Below are 20154 nucleotides of genomic sequence, written 5' to 3'. Positions count from 1 at the left end.
AAGGGGTAAGTCTTACAGACGGATACCAGCCTTCTCCAGGTCTTTGGCAATCACACTTCTTGGCAGTGCAACATAACCGTCTTTCTCAACCACCTGCTGCCCCTGCTTGGACAGGACATAGCGGACAAACTCGCGCTGCATGGGTGACAGCTCTTTGTTTGGATGCTTGTTGATGTAAACGTAGAGGTAGCGTGACAGTGGGTAAGTACCGCTGGCCGCGTTCTCTGGCGTTGCAGCGATATAGTCGTCACCCTTCTTCGACAGAGCCACGGCTTTCACACCAGCAGTCTTGTAACCTATACCTGAGTAACCGATAGCGTTCAGCGACTGAGATACAGACTGCACCACTGAGGCGCTGCCTGGCTGCTCGTTCACGTTGGCTTTGAAGTCACCCTTACACAGGGCTTTCTTCTTGAAGTAACCGTAAGTACCGGATACTGAGTTACGGCCGTACAGCTGAATGTCTTTGGCAGACCAGCTTCCGTCCAGACCGGCATCACCCCAGCGAGTGATATCGCTGCCACCACACTTATGGGTAGAGGAGAAGATAGCATCAACCTGCTCTATGCTCAGCCCCTTGATTGGGTTGTCCTTGTGAACAAAAACCGCTAGGGCATCGATGGCTACACGAATCGCAGTAGGCTTGTAACCATAGTGCTTTTCAAACGCTTCTTCTTCGTTTGGCTTCATCTTGCGGCTCATTGGACCGAACTGAGAAGTCCCTTCGGTCAGGGCTGGAGGCGCAGTTGAAGAACCGGCAGCCTGGATCTGGATGTTGACGTTAGGGTACATCTGTTTGAATTCTTCAGCCCACAGAGTCATCATGTTGGCCAGAGTGTCAGAGCCGACGGAAGACAAGTTACCGGAAACACCACTTGTTTTCTCGTAGGTTGGCAGTGACTGATCGATAGCAGCCATTGATGCTGCAGAGAATACACCAGCGGCCGTAAGGGTTACTGCGCCGACAAGCTGTTTCAATTTCATTATTTGCTCCAGTTTTTACCGAACTTGGTTTCTAAAACGCAGCCAGTATCAATTGCCACAATGACAAGTCTATGACTTAAAAATGACAGTTGCATGACAAGCCAAAATAAATACGTTGTAACTGGGTATCGAAAATAACGGCCTGAAAATAACGGCCAGCCAGGTCTTGAAGCCATTTCGGCATAAAGGATCCTCGATTGACCATGTTGCGCCGGCAGTTTCCTAAAGCCTTTGCTTAATCATGACCGTGAGATTGCCATTTGCCACAGGCTTGAAAAAGAGTGCACAAAGCCTTTTCCCGCTAGACAGCAAAAAGGAGCCAAAGGCTCCTTAATAGGGTTAATGCAGTCAAACGCGTCAGGAAGCTTGCTGCTCCAGTAGATGCTGCGGGATCACAAAGCTGAAGATACTGCCCTTGCCAAGCTCACTGGCCACCTTGAGTTCGCTGTGGTGATGACTGAGGGCGTGTTTCACTATCGCCAGCCCCAGACCACTGCCACCGGTTTGCCGCGAGCGGGCACTGTCGACCCGATAGAAGCGTTCGGTCAGGCGGCTGATATGCTGCGGTGCAATCCCTTCACCACTGTCTTTAACACTGAACATGGCGCCGGTTGCCACCCGTTGCCAGCGCACCTCAATACTGCCGCCCGGCTCTGTGTAGCGTATGGCGTTGGACAACAGATTGGAGCAGGCACTGCGCAGCTGCAACTCATTGCCATGGGTATTGAGTCCTGGTTCGGCATAGAAGCTCAGTTGGTAGCGACCAAGGGAGAGCGCTTCACCCTCCTCTTTTAAGGTGGTCATCAACTGCTGCATATCCACAGTGTGTTCCAGGTTGATATCGGCGGCATCTTCAATCCGCGACAACGCCAACAACTGCTCCACCATGGATTGCATCCTGCCGGTCTGCTGTTGCATTAACTCCAGCGCCTTGACATTGGGGGAGTCGGGTTCGGCCATGCTCTGCATCATCTCAAGATACCCCTGCAGCACAGTGAGCGGTGTTTTCAGCTCATGGGAGACGTTGGCAACAAACTCCTTGCGCATTCCCTCGAGTTGCCTAACCCGGGTGATATCCCGGGCAATCAGCAACAGCTGCCTGTCGCCATAGGCCATCAAGCGCACTTCCAGCAGACGCTTATCCGAAACCGGGGACGGCAGCTCCAGCGGCTCCTTGTAATGGCCCTTTTTCAAATAGGCCGAAAAGTCGGGATGCCGGATAAGGTTATCTATTCGCTGACCATTATCCTGCGGCCAGACAAAGCCGAGCAGCAGCTGCGCCAACTTGTTACACCAGAGGATATTATGATCTGAATCGAGCACCACGGCCGCATCGGGAAGCGCTTCGGCCCCCTGGCGAAACCTTCCTAACAGCCCGGCCAACTGACTCACCCGCTTGCGGTTTTTGCCCTGCAGGCGATAGATGCCGTTGAATACCCCTTCCCAGCTGCCGCTGCCCTGCGGCGGCGTTAAGCGGCGATCGCGCCACAACCAGTAATTGAGCCGAATAAGCTGGCGATAGTGCCAACCCAATAATAGAAAAGCGCCCAGACACAGTACCAAGAGCAACTGACCAAGCAGCAACCCAAGCAGCAGACAAGCCGCCAGGTACAGCATCAGACGGGAAAACAGCCGATAACCCGAATAGGAATCAAACATAGAAAATGCCCAGGCAAAAGGCCGATGGTTGCACAAGATAACGCAAAACCCGGCCCATGCCCATTGTTACCCCGCTAGATACGGGTAGAGAAGCGGTAACCTGCGCCGCGAACCGTTTGGATCAGTTTATCGTGCCCGGACAGCTCCACGGCTTTCCTTAAGCGACGAATATGCACATCCACAGTTCTATCTTCGACATAAACATTGGTGCCCCAGACATTGTCCAGCAACTGCTCACGGCTGTAGACCCGTTCCGGGTGAGTCATAAAGAAGTGCAGCAAACGAAACTCGGTCGGCCCCATCTCCAGCACAGAATCCCCCACTGTGACCCTATGGCTGACAGGATCCAGGGTCAGGCCCTGCACATCTATGGTTTCTTCCAGGCGGGTTGGCGCGGCGCGTCTGAGAACCGCCTTGATGCGGGCCACCAACTCCTTGGGGGAAAACGGTTTGGTAATATAGTCATCGGCGCCCACTTCCAGGCCTTTGACCTTGTCCTCTTCCTCACCGCGGGCAGTGAGCATGATAATAGGGATCTGACGGGTAAACTCATCTTGCTTCAATCGCTTGGCAAACTGAATACCGCTGCCGCCGGGAAACATCCAGTCCAGCAGAATAAGATCCGGATAAGGTTCCTTGAGCAGTGCCAACGCAGAATCAAAGTCCTCGGCGGCACTGGTGGTGTACCCGTGTTGTTCCATAACAAAAGTCAGCATCTCACGGATAGCCAACTCATCTTCTACTATTAAAATCCTTGCAGTCATAACGGTTTCTGTCAGTGAATTTCCACGTGGCCATTATTGGACAGTTTTATTACAAAATGATGAAAAGAGTCGACCATTACGTCTTTAACGGCGCTATTTTGTCACAATTATCCCGATTAAACACTTGAAACTGGAATGAAAAGCTTACCCAATAGCCGTTATTGACCGCCACGAGCAACAATCTCACTGCAGCTAAATTTAGATTACAAGTCTACAACAAACAATAAGTTAGCCTTAACTTAACCAAGTACTGCCGCGGCTCTCTGTTAGGCCAGGCGCGAATTATCTTTCAGGGACACGGCACTGACACAATTTCCAGACGACTGTTTTCACACTGCAGGAACACGCCCAAGAGCCGTTCGGCTGAGTTGGCCGAATTCATCCACAAAAGCCGGAAGCAAAAACCAACAGCAGCGCGACAAAAGCGACCTCCATACGCCTCCTGACTACAAACAGTGCAAACAAAAAGGAGGCCCAAGGCCTCCTTCGCTGCAGCTGTGGTCGTTTAGAACTTGTGTTCCAGACCAACACCTATGTACTTGTCATCATCGTCCATATCTTCCATGGAGCGATTGGTGTAGAAGGCAAACAGCTTGGTCGGCTTACCCAGCTTGTAGTCGGCACCGATAGACCAGGAATCACCCTTGTCTTCCATGTCCTGCCACTGACCTTTAAGGGTCACTGCGTCAATCTTGTAAGCCGCGCTCAGCAGGTAACCGTTCTTGCTGTCACCGTCCACTGATTTTTCTTCCTGCTGGTACATACCGCCCAGGATGAAGTTGGCCAGTTTGGCCTGTACTGTGGCACGCAGAACATCGTAGCCCTTAACTTCAGAGTCGTAGGCGACAGAGGCGAATACTGCGCTCTTTTTCAGATCCTTGTCACCGTACATGGCGGCAACAGAGAAACCATCTTCACCGCCTTGTGACTTGGCGGCTTCTGCTGCGTAAGTGGCACCGACTTTAAAACCACCGAATGAAGGCGACAGGTAAGTCACAGTTTGCTCGATACGGTTTTCACCCTTGAACAGGCTCTTGAGGTCGCCTGACAGGTCGTTGAACTGGTCTACTTTACCTTGAGACACTTTCAGCATAGTGTCGTTACGACCCACAGAAATGGCACCGAAGTTACCCTTCAAACCAACAAACTGGTTACGGGCCAGGAAGTTGTCTTTGGCATCATCGCCTGTGTCTACTTCGTATTCCACTGTGTAGAATGCTGCCAGGTCGTTACCCAGATCGAATTCGCCCTTCACGCCAAAACGAGAGGCATTGCTCTGAACCGTAGTTTCAGAATCATCAGCACCGGCCTCGTCGTTGGACTGAACAGTAACATTCAGCTTGCCGTAAACGGTCAGCGGCTCGGCTGCATGGGCAGAGGCCAGAGAGACTGAAGCGATAGCTGAAGCGAGTAGTGTTTTGCAAAATGCGTTCATCATTAATTCCTTTCGACGTTCTCTTCGTCTTGGTTATTGGTTTGGAACGAGCGAAAGTGTGCAACGAGTCTGTTGCAGTTTTATTTCATCTTTTAACTTGCTGGCTTCATTGGCATCAAAGACCTGCCCAGCCACCGGTAAAAGCCCGTCACTACAGGGCCTCGCGGCCCACAAAGGGCTATATGACATTTTGATTAAATCTGCCCAGAGCGAAAAAATCTGTGCTAGCAGGGCGGGTTTACCTAGAGGAATTCATGCCTTACACTGCGGCTTTATTTTTCAAAGAGCGCCTGTCATGTGGTTTAAAAATCTCACCGTATATCGTTTCAACAAACCATTTTCCACCGATATAGAGGCACTGGAGACGGCCCTTGAGGGCTTCACCTTTTCTCCCTGCTCCAGTCAGGACATCAGCAAATTCGGTTTTTCCAAGGCTTTGGGCAAACTGGGGCACACCCTGGTTCACAGCGCCAACAACCGCCACCTTATCTGCGCCACCAAAGAGGAGAAGCTGCTGCCTTCTCAGGTCATCAAGGAAGCGCTGGAAGAAAAGGTGTCGCTGCTGGAAGAGGAAGAAAACCGCAAGCTGACCAAGAAAGAGAAAGATGCGCTCAAGGATGAAATCACCACCACTCTGTTGCCAAGAGCCTTCTCCCGTCGCAGCCAAATCAAGGCACTGTTGCTGCTGGATGAGCAACTGATCCTGGTAGACAGCTCCAGCGCCGCCAAGGCCGAAGAACTGCTGGCCTTGCTGCGTAAAGCGCTCGGCAGCCTGCCTGTGGTGCCAATGAGCACCAAGACACCGATTGAAGTGCAAATGACCGAATGGCTCAAGCAAGGCAATGCCCCAGCCCCCTTCACCATTCAGGATGAAGCCGAGCTCAAGTCTGCCGCCGATGATGGTGCAACCGTGCGCTTCAAGCAGCAGGATCTGGGCGAAGAGGAAGTACTGGCTCACCTGGAAACCGGCAAGCAGGTGCATAAACTGGCACTGCACTTCGGTCAGTCCATCGCCTTTGTGCTGCAATCCGATGCCGGACTGCGTCGCCTCAAGTTCTCGGAAGAGTTCCGCGCCGCCACCGATGATGTTGCCGGTGAGGATCCACTGGCCAAACTGGACGCCGACTTTGAGCTGATGAGCAGCGAACTGGTCGCGCTGATGCTGGCTCTGGTCGATGCCCTCGGCGGCGTTGAAGACAGCCTGTAACCCCTATCTCCGAGTAACAAGGCCCCTGCGCTGAGATAAAATAAGCGCCATAAAAAACGCCGGCACACCTGAAGATGCGCCGGCGTTTTCTGGACAATCAGATTCAGGACTTATCAGACTCAGGACTTATAGTTACCCTGAGCGTCAAACGGCCAGTCTATGCCGAGCCAGGCCTTGAAGAAGGCTTTCTGGGCGCGGCTGACGCTTTCCTTAGGCTTAATTTGCAGCTTGCCGGATTGCTCTGAGGCCAGAGTCACACGCCGCTCTATGAGCTTATCGTCGTGGAACAGGGTCACAGTCAACTCATCACCTGCGTCAAAGTCGGCCAAACGTTTGGCGTAACCTTCGGCGCTGACTTTCAAGCCATTGATAGCCAGCAGCTGATCGCCGGCGACTATGCCCGCCTGCCAAGCCGGACCACCGCGCTCAACACTTTGCAACACCAAAGAGCCGGAAGTGAGTGTCATACCGGCAAAGGCCTGCTCCTTACTGTCTTTGCCGTAGGCGGTCTTAAGCCCTGCCTGACTCAGCAGTTTGTCAAAGTCCAGCACCAAGGGGGCATTGACATGGCTCTGCCACCAAGACTCATAGTCCTTGCCGGATAAGTTTTTCAAAATACGTTTCACATCCGTGACATTGTATCCCTTGGGGACCTTATGCTCACGATAGAGACTCCGGTGCACATCCCGGTAGGACACCTCTTTGTCTGTGTCCTGCAGCAGTGAGAAGTCCAGTGCCAGCGAAGTCAGATAACCTTCGGAGTAGATGTTCACACTGTGGTTGATGGCGTAATCGCCGCCTGTGCTAACCCATTGACCGGCGCTGGCTTCGGCCACCGACTGAATTTCCCGCCCCGGCTTATGCTGATTGGCATTGACCCGCTTGGCCAAGTCCTCCATAAACTCTTTAGGCGTCATGATCCCGGCACGCAACAACAACTGGTTTTGAAAATAGCTGGTAGAACCTTCCGCCATCCATAACAGCTCAGTCATATTCTCCTGTTGGTAGTCGTAGGGCACCAGTCCCTCCGGGCGATAGGCCTTGACGTTCCAGGTATGAATAAATTCATGGGAAGCCGTGCTGATAAAACGCAGATAGTCCTGGCGCTCACGGAAGTTGAATCTGGGCAGCTGGATAATGGTTGAGTTCAAATGTTCGGTGGCGCCGCGGGCCCCCGAGGTGGCGTGCACCATATAAACATAACGCTCAAAGGGATAGTCATCCCAAATGGCCGCAGCCGTAGCGGACAACTTACCCAGATCGGCCTCTATCTGCTCCAGGTCATAGTTGCCCTCGCCCCAAACCACCAGCTCATACTGTTTGCCGTCGGCCTTGAAGGCGCGATGCTGACTGAGCCCGGTTTCAATCGGCGAGTCGACTAACACATCATAGTTGGCGGCCACAAACGAATGAGGCTTATCAGCCGCGGCCATCCCCGAGTAACTGCGCCAATCGCTCGGCACATCCAGGGTTACCTTGACAGGCTCCTGACGAAACTCGGGGCTGTAGATGAATACGCCGCTGGCATCCAGAAACGCATGGCTGGCATCAATATGCCTGACTCTTTGCCCCAACTCGTTGGCATAGAGTTGATAGCTGACGGTGACCGCTGTTGGCTTGGACAAAACCACAGTCCATTCACCGCTGGCACTGCGCTTCCAAGGCAGGCTGTTGCCCTGCGCGTCCGAGGCATGAAAACGGCGAACCCCGTCCGCCAGCGGCAATACCTGATACTTGCCGGTACGCCAAACCGGCAGATTAACCTTGAGCTGTTGCCCTGAATGTTGCGGGAAAGAGACCTTGACCTGAGCCAGGTGATGCTCCGGGCTTTTAAGATCTATCTGGTAATCGACGTCAGCCCAGGCTGAAGATGCCATGCCCAGAGTTGTCAGTAGGGAGGAGTAAGATATGATTGACAAAACAGCGGATTTCACTCGTAATTCCTTCTTATGTCATTGTTGTTATAAAATCGGTCGAGTATAACAATATCGGGATAGTCACCTCACCCTTTGCTAATAAAAGCTAACAATTAAGTCCCCGCAGAATGGGACAGAGGCAAATTTATGTATTTTTTCAGGGTTATCTTCATCGCATCCATGCTGCTTTTAGGCATGGCACATGCCGATGAGCTGGAAGAGATAGAGATAACATTCAGAGAGCATCCAACCAAACTGTACCTCTCAGTGACTGACGATTTACCCCAGTCATTGATTTTTTCCTCTGTCGAGCAGTTTACATCCCGAGCACTGGAGCTGGGTTACTCCCCGGAACAACTGATGAGCAAACTCATCTTATTGACCCGGTTAAATATGGATATTCAAATTCGCGCACCAGGCAAACTTGAACAAGCGCAGCAGTTGATCGAACAACTGAAAACCGTGGCCCGCAGCGATTATGAAAAAGCGGCGCTCAATAACCTCGAAGCCCGATATATCGGTCGAGTTCAACAAGCGTACCAACAAACAGTAACCCTTAATAACCAAGCGCTTGAGCTCTTGAGTGAAGCCCAGGACAAACGCAGCCAACTGCTCAGATATGTCATTTATGAAGACCTTGGCATAGTCAACTTGATCATCAAGCAAGAACAGTTGGCTCTGAATGCATTCAATCAACTCAGGGAAACGGCCTATCAATTACGCAATGACTATCTGATAGCCGAGGCAGAATCGGCCTTGGGTAAGTACTACAACCGCAAGGGTGAACAAACCAAGTCATTGCAGCATTACACCGAGGCTTTTCGGCTCGCCAGCCGCTTCAACCAGCCTAATCAAAAAGCGATGTTGCAGCTAAATCTGGCCAAGTTGTACCGCGATCTACAACAGAAAGATGAGGCTCTCGAATTTGCCCACGGCGCCGCCGATGCCTTTAAGGCTTTGGGCTCAGGCTCTTATCTATCGAGCGCCATGACAGTTATCGCCATGGTGTATGCCAACAACGGCGAATGGAACAAGGCGATAGACTATTACCTTAATGCCCAGCAAATAGATGCCGAGCTGAAAAACTTTACCGCCCAGGGACTGAATTTTCACAATTTGGGAGAGGCCTACTTCCATTTGAACGACCATCGAGTCGCCCTCGACTACCTGTTTCAAGCCAACGAGATATTCAAAGAGCGGAAGAGTAATCATTATCTGATTTACAACGAAATGCTCATAGCGCAAGTTGCCCATGCCATAGAGGATTGGCCCTTGACGATGCAACATGCCCAAGAAGCACTGCGTTTAGCCAAACAGTTGGAATTACAGCAAGAGCAGATAGAAGCCCTCGGCTACCAGACCGATGCCTACCAGGCCCAAGGCCGCTTTCAGCAAGCGCTTGCGACTCAGACAGAAAGCATTAAAATACATAACGCTTTGTTAGAGAAAGATAAAAATACAGGTTCGGACATCAAATCCTCAGCGCTTACCGAGCAAAGATTAAAACTTGCATTGGGACAGTTGCGGCAAGAGCAACAGCAACAATTGGCAACCCTGCATACCCGCAACGCTTTGTTGGCCGGAGGGACAATACTCTGTCTGGTATTGCTGGGCTTATTGCTGCAGCAATCCAAACTACGCAGACAGATGCTTAGAAACAACAATGTTCAACAATCGACAATGTTGTTGGACCCGATGACGGGTTTACCTGGTTATCGGTCACTACTGAAGAAAATAGCAACAAAACCCAAAGGCTTGGCTCTGCTGGCACTAGAGCAAGATTTCGATAGTGACATAAGGCTTGGAAACAGCTTGGCTGCCCCTAGGCTGGGGCGGTTGGCAAATGACATTACCGAGCTGACTCATGCCGATGTATTTCTGCTCAGGCCGGGACTTTTTGCCTTGGTTTTGGACTATGAAACCAGTGCAAGGCAAATTCACCAGCAACTTGCGGCAGCGTTTCAGAAAGAAAACGTCAAATGGGCTCTCGGATTCATCCCATTACCGCTGCTGGCTAACCCCGATGTCCGTCTGTCTGCCGAAACCTTGTTTGAAACAACACAATTGGCGTTAGCCGGAGCCATGAGCCTTAAAGAAAATCAAGGCCACTACGTTGGTTTCAGTACTCTGGATTTTACTCCGGCGGCCATATTTTCTGCCCCTCTCTATCTGCAACTGCAAAAGAGTATAATCCGCGGCTTAATCCGAATAGAAACCAACGGAGAAAAAGATAAAATTGATTGGCCGGAGTCGCAATTACAATCAAAAATCGACCCAATGCCAATTATTTGATCTGAACGACAAAACTTTGTCGCAACAACGAGATGGCGAATTTGCACTCCTGACAGATTGCTATACCATTTAATAGTGTCTGAAACGGTTGTCACGAAATTTCAGTCATTTATACCCCTACAATGGATTCGATCCCGCATCGAAGGAAAGTTACAGGAATGAAGGACTCAAACGCAACGGTGTCGCAACTAGGTGTTCTCAAGCAGAAACTGAATTCCACCAAAGCCGCGTTAGATGAAATGAATGAAGACAGGAACGCCAAACTGCAGGCGTTACTGCAATTTATTGGCCATCTCAGCCTGGCCTGCAAAGGGCAAAACCTAGAGCTAGACAACAAACTGGCCAAACTCAGGCATAACCTGGGCACCTATGAACGCATAGATGAAGTGTTACCGGATCTGGTCGAAGTCGAACGATTGCTCAAGAAGCAATACCACCATGTAATGGGCCAGCTCGAAGAGGGCCGCTCTAGTCTGAGCAAGTTCAGTCGCCAACTGCAACGAGTCGACTCCATGCCAGAGCGCCTCAAGAAAGAGGTCAGCTATTTCAAACAGGAGCTGGGCAAACCTTTCCATACCGTCTGGGACTATATTCCCAAGGTCGAACAGTTGGTGGGCTTCTACGAGCAACTGCTTTGCAGTCAATTCGAAGCCGAATCCCCCATTGCGGTAATGCCCAAACACAGGCAACTGGGCCACGAGCTGGCGCAGATGATCTCCAACATAGAGTTTCGCAAAGATCAACGCGATCAGGTATTGGTGATCAAAGAGCAGCTGGCATCACCCGACATTGATATCGATACCCTGCTGGAAGCCTATCAAACAATACTCTCGCTGCTTTTAGACAACATCGCCCGCGAAAAAACCGCTTCGCAGGAGTTTCTGTTTGCCCTCAACGACGCCTTGAGCGCCGTGCGCGAAGTGGTCAGCGACTCCTACAACCAATCCCAGCGCAGCCATCAGCTTAAGAGTCAACTGAATCGAGAGATCAACACCCAAGTCGACAGCGTGGGGGAGTCGCTGGTGGATATCGAAGACATTACCGAACTCAAACAGCAGATCAGCGAGCAACTGGCCGCCATTCGCGCCAGCCTGGCCCGCAAAGAAGCGCTGGAGCAAAGAGAACAGGCACTGCTGCGTAAGTCGATGGAAACCATGCGCAAAGAGCTCAATGACCTCACAAGTGAAGCCTCCACTTACAAGGAAAGATTATTCGAGCAGCAAAAGCTCAACATGCTCGACACCCTCACCCAGTTGCCCAACCGCGCGGCCATGGAGGAGCGGATGGAGCAGGAATACCGTCACTTCCAGCGCAACAAACAACCCTTATGGCTGGCAGTCGCCGACATAGATCACTTCAAATCCATCAACGACAGCTTTGGCCATACCACAGGAGATAAGACACTGCAGGTCATCGCCATGGCGTTGAAAAACTCTTTGCGTGATACTGAATTTGTTGCCCGCTATGGCGGTGAAGAATTTGTACTCATTATCCCCGATGTCTCACCCAAGGACATAGAACAGCTATTGAACCGGGTGCGCGAAAAAATTAAAAATATTCCGTTTAAATTTAAAAATCAGCGTATTACAGTTACAGTATCCATAGGGGCCGCACAAATCATTGATGGCGAACACATTCAGGAAACCTTCGAACGCGCCGATGCCGCCCTCTATAAGGCCAAACATGAAAGCCGTGACAGAGTCATTATAGATTGACAACAATGACTCCTGTTTACGCTCAAGGAGTCATCATGATAGTCAGGATCAGTCCCCGCGGCAGTATGGATCAACTGTCGCAACTGGAGGCGGATCGCCTCAAACAAAGTGCCAAGAGTGATCTTTACCAACTCTACCGCAACTGCTCTTTAGCCGTATTGGCCTCTGGGCAACAGACTGACAATGCCAAGGAGCTGTTTGAACAATTTCAGGACTTTGAAATCAATGTGTTGCGCCGGGAGCGAGGCATCAAGCTGGAACTTATCAACCCTCCAGCATGTGCCTTTGTCGATGAGCAGATCATAGTCGGCATTCAGGAGCATCTGTTTGCCGTACTCAGAGACATCATCTACGTCAGCAACAAGTACGATGGCCTGAAACACATCAACCTCACCAACGCCAGCCATATCACCAATGTGGTGTTCGATATTCTGAGAAACGCCAGAGCCATTCCACCGATGCAGGATCCCAATGTGGTGGTTTGTTGGGGCGGCCACTCGATAAACGATACCGAATACAGATACACCAAAGAGGTGGGCTACCAGTTGGGGCTGAGAATGCTGGATATCTGTACCGGTTGCGGGCCGGGAGCCATGAAGGGGCCAATGAAAGGCGCCGCTATCGGTCATGCCAAGCAGCGTATTCATAACGCCCGTTACATAGGCCTGACCGAGCCGAGCATTATCGCCGCCGAACCGCCCAACCAAATCGTCAATGAACTGGTGATTCTGCCGGATATTGAAAAACGCCTGGAGGCCTTTGTGCGTCTGGGGCACGGTATTGTCATTTTCCCCGGCGGTGCCGGCACCGCAGAAGAACTACTGTATCTTCTGGGTATCTTACTCAATCGTGAAAATGCCGATATTCCCTTCCCGCTGGTGCTCTCAGGCCCCAAAGAAAGCGAAGCCTATTTCCGCGAAATCGATGCCTTTATCGGCGCCACCCTTGGCGAGCAGGCGCAGCAGAAATACCAAATCATCATAGATGATGCGCCTCAGGTCGCACGCGTCATGCGAGCGGGTATGGAAGAGGTAAAATGTCATCGCAAAAAAACCGGCGATGCCTACCAATACCAGTGGAGTCTCAAGATAGAACCTGAATTCCAACTGCCCTTTGTGCCCACTCATGAAGTGATGGAAAACCTCAACCTGCACTTCCAGAGCAATAAAGCTGAACTGGCAGCCAACCTGCGCAAGGCATTTTCAGGTATAGTGGCCGGTAATGTTAAGGCTAACACCATGAAAAACATCGAACGCTTGGGCCCCTTCAAGTTAAAAGGAGACCCTGAGTTGATGGCTTTGATGGATAAATTACTGGGCGCCTTTGTCAGCCAACAAAGAATGAAGTTGCCGGGCTCTGCTTATGTGCCCTGTTATCAAATAATGAAATGAACCGATTACTAATTATCGATGGCATGAATCTGGTGCGCCGCCTACATGCGGCGCAGCCGGATGATGCCGACATGCAAGGGCTGACCGAACGCAGCCGCAATGCTTGCCAGAAGCTTATTCGCCAGCACAGTCCTACCCATGTGGCCATTGTCTGGGACGGCGATGAAGAATCCTGGCGCAAACGCCTGTATCCGGATTACAAGAAAGGCCGCAAGCCTATGCCCCAAGCCTTGGCCGATGGCCTGCCGGCACTGAAACAGGCATTGGCCGAAGCGGGAATAGGCTCCATCAATGCGCTATCGGAAGCCGATGATGTTATCGCCACCTTGGCCAGCAAGTTGTGCCTGCACGGTGGTGAGGCGATTATCGTCTCTACCGACAAGGGCTTTTGCCAGCTGAGGTTACCGCGTTTACTGCTGTGGGATCATTTCAATGGCGCCGCCATGGATATTGCCGCACTGGAGCAAAAACTCGGCATAGAGCAGAGCCAGCTGCTGGACTTTATGGCCCTCAGCGGCGACAGTGGCAATAAGATCCCCGGCATCCAGGGAATAGGTCCCAAGACGGCCGGCGAATTGCTCAGAAGCTTTCGCACCCTGGCCAATGTCTACAATGCGCTCGATACTTTGGGCGCCAAGCAAGCCAAAAAGCTAACCGAAGGCAAGGAGATGGCGCGCCTCAGCTATCGGTTGGCAAAACTGCGCACGGATCTCGAACTTAATATTCGCTTGAACCAGTATAGAGTCAAAGAAAGCGAAGACTCTCAGCGCTCAACTTAAACAATAAAATGGAAAAACCGTATGAAAGGTAAGGCCCCTGTGATTATCGGCAGCATCTTTATCGCCTATCTGCTCTTCGTTGCCGTGGTTATTCTCTTCTATGAGCCCAAGCCGGAAGAGATGAGCTGGGAAGACAGGCAAGCCTATAACCAGTCTATGATTTCCGAACTGCAACTGGGGCAAACACTGGAACAAACCATGGAAACCCTGGGTAGAGCCGATTTCAGCGAAGCCATGCAAACCCATGGTCAGTCGCTGCAAGTGCTCTTCTACCGCACCCAGCATGTCAAATCAGACGGCAAGACCACCAAAGATGAGTGCACCCCACTGTTGTTCAAAAATGGCCGACTCCAGGCCTGGGGCGAGGATACTTACCAACAATATCTGCAGCAACCCCTGCAGGAGCAAACTCCCCCCAATAGCAACTAGCCAAGCGAAGCAAAAGGCCAAATATCGAGACTGAGACGAGTTGCGGCGCCACCACCAAAGCCAAAGTCCTTTATAGCCTCCGCCGTTGAAGCACAACCGACCGACAACGTGCTTATCTCTCCAAGCCCACTCCAGCTGCATCAAGCGGCGCTGCGCAATAGTCTTGCCGACAGCCCCCGGCCCTGTGATAAAATCACCGCTATGAATTACGCAGGGCACCTTAGGTTGTATGTCATGCGTTGACTAAAGCCTGCATAGCAGGATAACAATTCCGAGGTAATACAAGGCAATGGCCTTAATCATTGATGACAGCTGCATTAACTGCGACATGTGTGAGCCAGAGTGCCCCAATCAAGCCATCACTATGGGTGAAGAGATCTACGAGATAGATCCTGCGCGCTGCACCGAATGTGTTGGCCACTATGACAATCCCACCTGTGTTTCTGTCTGCCCTATCGACTGTATCGACAAGGATCCCGAACATCAGGAAACCCAAGATGAACTGCTGGTAAAATACGCCCAACTGACCGGTAAGCTATAAGGATAAAATGATGAAAACAATACTGCTTATTGCTGCATTACTCAGCCTTGGCGCCTGTGCCGAACTCAAGGAAACCGGCCGCTCTATAGGTCATACAACTAAAGAAGTCACCAAAGAGATCGGCCACACCACTCGGGATGTGACCCGAGAAATCGGCCACGCTTCCCGTGATGCCGCCAAGTCAGTCAAGGAAGAACTGCAAGATTGACTGTACTGGCGCGGCTCAGCCTCCTGCCAGCCAATTATCAAGCTGCGTTCGCTCGCATGCCGTGAGGCACGGGCAAACCGGCTTGATTGACATTGACGAAGACCATCTTATCTATGCTGACTATCGGCGCCAGATTCAATTTATTACGCACTTCGCAGCGAATGGTGATCGAGGTATGACCCAGACTGATAAGCTCGAGGCCGAACTCAATCACATCACCAAGCTTGGCCGGGGTCATAAAGTTAATTTCCGAGATAAGTTTGGTCACATGGCTGACACTCTTCATCTGACAAGCGGCGAAGATGGCCGCCTCCTCATCAATCCAGCTCATTAGCTGGCCGCCGAACAGGGCTCCCGCCGGGTTGAGATGCTCGTGTTTAACCAAACGCCGACTGTAGTATTTCATATTTATGTCCTCGTGCTCGCCTGTGATTGGAATTCTCACTTGAACTAAAGCAAATTGGACACCAAACTTTCAATCATTACAATTCAATAAGTTACATAACACTTTGCGAGTAAATGCCATTACGATGCACCAGAAACACGCCTGCTGCACCGCAATGGTTCGAGCTCAAACCTGGCTGAGCACCCGCTTGAAGGCCAGCAAAGTCTTGTCGATATCGGCAGCGCTAATATCTTTGTGGGTCACCAAGCGTAGCTGTCGGGCACCGCTGATGCGCACTCCCTCTTGTAGCAAGCCTTTGACCAACGCCTGGATATCCACCTCTTCGGCCAGAGTGGCAAACACCATATTGGTTTGTACCTGGCTCATATCCAAGGTTAACTCTTGCAACTGACTCAAACCTTCAGCCAAAGCCCTGGCATTGGCATGATCTTCTGCCAGACGTGCCACCTGCTCGGTTAATGCCAGCTCGGCTGCCGCGGCCAAAATACCGGCCTGGCGCATCCCACCACCCAGCATCTTCCGCCAGCGACGCGCCTTATGAATAAGCCTCTCATCCCCCAGTAATAAAGAGCCAACCGGCGCAGCCAACCCCTTGGAGAGACAGAGGGATACCGAGTCGAAATATTGAGTTATATCGGCTATCTCCAGCCCCTGCGCCACAGCGGCATTGGCCACCCGAGCGCCATCGAGATGGATTTTCAAACCGTGATTGAACGCCAGTTGCTGCGCCTTGGCCAGATATTCCTGCGGCAATACCTTGCCGCCTATGGTGTTTTCCAGGCTCAAGAGGCGAGTGCGGGCAAAGTGAAAATCATCGGGTTTAATGGCGGCGCGAATATCTTCGAGCGCTATGCTGCCATCGGCCTGATTATTCAGTGGTTGAGGCTGAATACTGCCAAGCACGGCCGCACCACCGCCTTCAAACTTATAGTTATGAGCTTGTTGGCCACACAGATATTCATCACCCCGCTCACAGTGGGACATGAGCGCCAGCAGGTTGGCTTGAGTGCCAGAGCTGGTAAACAAGGCAGAGTCAAAACCGAACATCTCGGCGGCCATGGCTTCGAGGCGGTTAACCGTAGGGTCATCGCCATAAACATCATCCCCTACCTGCGCGGTCGCCATGGCTTGGCGCATCGCGGCAGTAGGTTGGGTCACAGTATCACTTCTGAAATCTATCATCTCTCCCCCAATTCACTTTCCTTGCCCGTTAATTGACACCATTTGGGCCAGAGCACTCTAGCGCTCTCCAACCCAGCTGTACAGCACCCACGAAACCGCCCCTCAGTTAACTTAGATTTTTATCAATTTCAATGGCTAAACAAATCCAAACAAATTGAGAACAAGCAAAACCCAAAATGACACAGTAATATTCATGAACTTTTGTTTAAAAATTCTATTTGAATCATAAAAATACAGAATCTTTATTATTTAGATAAAATTTTGAGATAAATAAAACTAATCAAAATTTTTAATTAAAATCGCTGTTAAAGCGGTTTTCTTTACGGCAAAATTCAGATCCTTTGTGATTTTGATACGAATACTATGCAAGAAGCTCAGTTTATCGCCATACTCTGGCTGATTGGTGTACTGGCCGAAGCAATGACCGGCGCATTGGCGGCGGGAAGAAAACAGATGGATCTCTTTGGCGTAGTCATAGTGGGCTGTGCCACCGCCATAGGGGGCGGCACGCTCAGAGATATGTTGCTGGGTAACTATCCGCTGATCTGGGTAGAAAACTGGCATTATCTGCTGGCCATTGGCTTTGCTTCGCTGCTGACAGTGATTATCGCCCCCGTAATGCGCTATTTGTCGAAACTGTTTCTGGCAATCGATGCGCTTGGCCTGGCGGTATTTTCGATTGTCGGAGCCCAAAAGACACTGCTGCTGGGCTTCAGCCCTGTGGTCGCCGTAGTGATGGGAGTGATTACCGGAGCATTTGGCGGTATTATTCGCGACATTCTCTGTAATCAAATGCCGCTCATCTTCCGCAAAGAGTTATATGCAGTGATCTCGATCATCACCGCGGGACTCTATGTGGTTCTATCGCAATGGCAATTGCCTGAATGGATCAATCTCAGTCTGTGTCTCACTCTGGGATTCAGTTTGCGGATGCTGGCTATCAAGTACCACTGGGCCATGCCAACCTTCGACTATCAAACCGGATCAGATCCACATCCGGACTGACCGAACCGCATCACCAGGGTTATTCAACATAGCAAACGCCGGCTCATAAGCCGGCGTTTTGACATTCAGCCCTGATTGATTGCCTTCAGGGCTTTGAGCGCCGCATCGTAATCAGGGTGGTGAGACACATCTGCCACCAGCTCACGATACTTAAGCTGACCACTGGCATCTATGATAAATATCGCTCTGGCCAATAAACCACGATTAGGGATCAGCAAACCATATTTATTGCCAAAGTCACGCCAAACCGAATCAGACAGCACTTTGATTTTATGGACATCCTCCACTTTGCAGAAACGCTTCTGAGCAAAGGGTAAATCCTCACTGATTGTCAACATGACGACAGAGTCATCAAACTTGCCAAACTCTTTATTGAATCTCTTGGTCTGCAAGGCACAAACGCCGGTATCCAAACTGGGAACCGCGCTGATAAGCACTGTCTTGCCCTTGAAGTCACTTAAGGTCACTGGGGCAAACTTGTCATCCACGACCTTAAAACCGGGGGCCGCCTGGTTGAGTTCAGGCAACTTCCCCATCAGGGTGACACGTTCGCCCCCCATTTTGACCTCGGCCGCCACGTTTCCTTCTGCCGCGTTAGCCGTGGCACTTGCCAGAGCCAATACCCACACAACACTCCACTTTGTCAATTTCAGCATAGTTTTGTTTCCTTGAGGTAAATTCACCACTACGAATATACCATCGCGGGTAAAAAAGTGAGCCTCGGAGCGGTAATAATGACCATCATTGCCAACGCCGCGATGCGTGCAGACTCAGCCGCTAAGGTGCCATTGCAGTTGCCAGTTGATGGTTGTAGGCGCCCCAAGGGTCAGGGCCAATCGATAACCCGGCTCCATATGGCCAAGCCAACTCTGCCATCGGGTGTTTTCCTTAGGCGTTAACAAAAGCCCGCGGCGCATCGAAACAATCTCAGCTGGCCGCTCAGCCGAGCATGCTTCCCCGGAACTCAAGTCGAACGCAAACCCATCGAGTGGCTGCGCCAACCCTTTGCCGGTCGCCTTGATATAAGACTCTTTCAAGGCCCAGAGGTCGAAAAACGCCTCTCGCCGCGCGGCATCATCCAGATCTCGTAACTGCTGCAGCTCAAAAGGCGCAAAATAGTGGCGCATCACAGTATCGATAGCCGTGCGCATCCGTAAACGCTCTATATCGACGCCAAGTTGCAACTCAGGAGAAGGATGTTTCAGCAATGCCAACAGCAGCCAATCACCGCTGTGACTGAGGTTAAAATGCAGCTGAGTCTGTTGAAACTGCTCATCACAAAGGCGCGGCTTACCCTGGGGACCATAATCGAAACACCACTCCCGGGCTGCAAGCGGCGCTTGAGTACTCAGGGTCTTTCTCAGCAAGGCGCGGCTTGTTATTGCCCGTTGCTTTACCTCTTTATGGCTTATTCGGGCAAACTTTTCCCGCTCGGCCGACGTCAGGCACAGCGCCAGGTCTTTGAGTTTTAAAGGCTCACTGGGGCTTAAGGGATACAAAAAGAGCTGAACGGCGTTGATGGGAGGCTCCAAAACCAAGGGGGAGTAGGCTATTTTGCCCTGGCCTCCCCCTCGGTCTCAAGTACTAATCATTCATGTTTTGCTGATTCATTTTATCGACATAGGCTCTCGCCTCTTCCCGCTCTTTTTCCCGCTGCTGGGCGGTTGTACAGCGGCGGTTGGGAATATTGCTGCCGGTGACCCTAACCCGATCGCAGCGGTATCCCTGTTCATCGAGTCTTTGTTGACGGGCCGCGTCCTCTGGCGACAACTCGGCGGTCGTGGCACTGGTAGCACTGCAACCGGCGCCGAGTACAGTAAACAAGGCCGCGCTCGCCATTCCCAGTAGATTATTTTTTGTTAAATACACCAGACACTCTCCATTTCTGTTGCTGATGCCAGTTCATCCAGCTGCCCTAAAGGCAGATACCCAGGTTGTAACATAAGCTGCAATATAAGCGGCAACAGACCACAGGGGATTAGGGATAAATAGGTATCAGATATCCATTTTTACAGCACAAAAAACCAAAACAACCAGGTTATATCAATTTAAAAACAAATCAACAACAAGTCATTCCGGACTCATTTGCGAGTAAGAGCCTTAAAACAAAAGCAGGATTTTCAGTCCCAGATGATTGTATCGAGTGGCAGGCACTGGTAATCTGCTTCACCTGTTACTGAAATAACAGCCTGACGCTCAGTATTGTGGAAGTTTGCAACCATGGCAGACAGGCGAGAAAGG

General features: G+C 51.1%; 19 protein-coding genes. 9 read left to right on the top strand and 10 right to left on the bottom strand.

The genetic code is table 11. From position 1 onward, the window contains the following. Nucleotides 1-12: 12 nt before the first annotated feature. The 4 genes from K5621_RS06265 to K5621_RS06250 form a co-directional block, all read right to left on the bottom strand. Nucleotides 13-984 carry a PstS family phosphate ABC transporter substrate-binding protein gene (locus K5621_RS06265; RefSeq protein WP_025889126.1) on the bottom strand — a complete coding sequence of 324 codons (972 nt, stop codon included), beginning with the start codon at nt 982-984 and terminating at the stop codon, nt 13-15. Between the two features lie 357 nt (nt 985-1341). Continuing rightward, the gene (gene phoR, locus K5621_RS06260) at nt 1342-2643 is read right to left on the bottom strand and encodes a phosphate regulon sensor histidine kinase PhoR (protein ID WP_221050721.1); all 1302 of its coding nucleotides are present in this window, start codon (nt 2641-2643) and stop codon (nt 1342-1344) included. Between the two features lie 74 nt (nt 2644-2717). Further along, the gene (gene phoB, locus K5621_RS06255) at nt 2718-3407 is read right to left on the bottom strand and encodes a phosphate regulon transcriptional regulator PhoB (protein WP_025011640.1); all 690 of its coding nucleotides are present in this window, start codon (nt 3405-3407) and stop codon (nt 2718-2720) included. A gap of 505 nt (nt 3408-3912) precedes the next feature. Beyond that, entirely contained in the window at nt 3913-4845 is a 933-nt protein-coding gene (locus K5621_RS06250; RefSeq protein ID WP_221050720.1) for a porin, read from the bottom strand. A 292-nt stretch (nt 4846-5137) separates the two neighbouring features. Between K5621_RS06250 and rdgC the strand changes: the two genes are divergently transcribed. Next, nucleotides 5138-6049: a recombination-associated protein RdgC gene (rdgC, locus tag K5621_RS06245; RefSeq protein WP_025889123.1), complete on the top strand. Its 912-nt coding sequence runs from the start codon at nt 5138-5140 to the stop codon at nt 6047-6049. A 119-nt stretch (nt 6050-6168) separates the two neighbouring features. On the opposite strand, the gene K5621_RS06240 is transcribed toward rdgC, so the two are convergent. Next, entirely contained in the window at nt 6169-7983 is a 1815-nt protein-coding gene (locus K5621_RS06240) for a M61 family metallopeptidase (RefSeq protein WP_425332456.1), read from the bottom strand. 129 nt (nt 7984-8112) lie between these two features. Here K5621_RS06240 and K5621_RS06235 point away from each other — a divergent pair, with 129 nt between their 5' ends. The 7 genes from K5621_RS06235 to K5621_RS06205 all read left to right on the top strand — a co-directional run bounded on the left by K5621_RS06235 (nt 8113) and on the right by K5621_RS06205 (nt 15320). Continuing rightward, nucleotides 8113-10257 (top strand): tetratricopeptide repeat protein, encoded by a 2145-nt coding sequence (locus K5621_RS06235; protein ID WP_221050719.1) that lies wholly within the window; start codon nt 8113-8115, stop codon nt 10255-10257. 158 nt (nt 10258-10415) lie between these two features. Then, nucleotides 10416-11972 (top strand): GGDEF domain-containing protein, encoded by a 1557-nt coding sequence (locus tag K5621_RS06230; RefSeq protein WP_100141964.1) that lies wholly within the window; start codon nt 10416-10418, stop codon nt 11970-11972. Between the two features lie 35 nt (nt 11973-12007). Beyond that, entirely contained in the window at nt 12008-13363 is a 1356-nt protein-coding gene (ppnN, locus tag K5621_RS06225) for a nucleotide 5'-monophosphate nucleosidase PpnN (protein WP_100141965.1), read from the top strand. Continuing rightward, nucleotides 13360-14142 (top strand): flap endonuclease Xni, encoded by a 783-nt coding sequence (gene xni / locus K5621_RS06220; RefSeq protein WP_100141966.1) that lies wholly within the window; start codon nt 13360-13362, stop codon nt 14140-14142. Before ppnN ends, xni begins: the two co-directional genes overlap by 4 nt. A gap of 21 nt (nt 14143-14163) precedes the next feature. Continuing rightward, entirely contained in the window at nt 14164-14571 is a 408-nt protein-coding gene (locus K5621_RS06215; protein WP_221050718.1) for a DUF3192 domain-containing protein, read from the top strand. A gap of 289 nt (nt 14572-14860) precedes the next feature. Beyond that, on the top strand, nt 14861-15112 hold the full coding sequence (locus K5621_RS06210; protein WP_028779037.1) for a YfhL family 4Fe-4S dicluster ferredoxin: 252 nt from the start codon (nt 14861-14863) through the stop codon (nt 15110-15112). A gap of 10 nt (nt 15113-15122) precedes the next feature. After that, on the top strand, nt 15123-15320 hold the full coding sequence (locus K5621_RS06205; protein WP_100141968.1) for a hypothetical protein: 198 nt from the start codon (nt 15123-15125) through the stop codon (nt 15318-15320). Nucleotides 15321-15357: 37 nt separating this feature from the next. Here K5621_RS06205 and K5621_RS06200 read toward each other — a convergent pair whose 3' ends face one another. Both K5621_RS06200 and ltaE read right to left on the bottom strand, forming a co-directional pair. Beyond that, nucleotides 15358-15726, bottom strand: a complete 369-nt coding sequence (locus K5621_RS06200; protein ID WP_071237896.1) for an acyl-CoA thioesterase — start codon at nt 15724-15726, stop codon at nt 15358-15360. A gap of 165 nt (nt 15727-15891) precedes the next feature. After that, nucleotides 15892-16908, bottom strand: a complete 1017-nt coding sequence (gene ltaE, locus K5621_RS06195) for a low-specificity L-threonine aldolase (RefSeq protein ID WP_100141969.1) — start codon at nt 16906-16908, stop codon at nt 15892-15894. 363 nt (nt 16909-17271) lie between these two features. Between ltaE and K5621_RS06190 the strand changes: the two genes are divergently transcribed. Then, nucleotides 17272-17913: a trimeric intracellular cation channel family protein gene (locus K5621_RS06190; RefSeq protein WP_100141970.1), complete on the top strand. Its 642-nt coding sequence runs from the start codon at nt 17272-17274 to the stop codon at nt 17911-17913. A gap of 65 nt (nt 17914-17978) precedes the next feature. On the opposite strand, the gene tpx is transcribed toward K5621_RS06190, so the two are convergent. The 3 genes from tpx to K5621_RS06175 all read right to left on the bottom strand — a co-directional run bounded on the left by tpx (nt 17979) and on the right by K5621_RS06175 (nt 19782). After that, nucleotides 17979-18569 carry a thiol peroxidase gene (tpx, locus tag K5621_RS06185; protein WP_221050717.1) on the bottom strand — a complete coding sequence of 197 codons (591 nt, stop codon included), beginning with the start codon at nt 18567-18569 and terminating at the stop codon, nt 17979-17981. A 114-nt stretch (nt 18570-18683) separates the two neighbouring features. After that, the gene (locus K5621_RS06180; protein WP_221050716.1) at nt 18684-19451 is read right to left on the bottom strand and encodes a 4'-phosphopantetheinyl transferase family protein; all 768 of its coding nucleotides are present in this window, start codon (nt 19449-19451) and stop codon (nt 18684-18686) included. Nucleotides 19452-19497: 46 nt separating this feature from the next. After that, the gene (locus tag K5621_RS06175) at nt 19498-19782 is read right to left on the bottom strand and encodes a hypothetical protein (protein WP_221050715.1); all 285 of its coding nucleotides are present in this window, start codon (nt 19780-19782) and stop codon (nt 19498-19500) included. Between the last annotated feature and the right edge of the window lie 372 nt (nt 19783-20154).

Origin of the sequence: Shewanella carassii, from assembly GCF_019670705.1 — a bacterium.
Taxonomy (GTDB): domain Bacteria; phylum Pseudomonadota; class Gammaproteobacteria; order Enterobacterales; family Shewanellaceae; genus Shewanella; species Shewanella carassii.
Note: the sequence above shows the minus strand (reverse complement) of the source record. Positions and strands in the feature narration are given on the sequence as shown.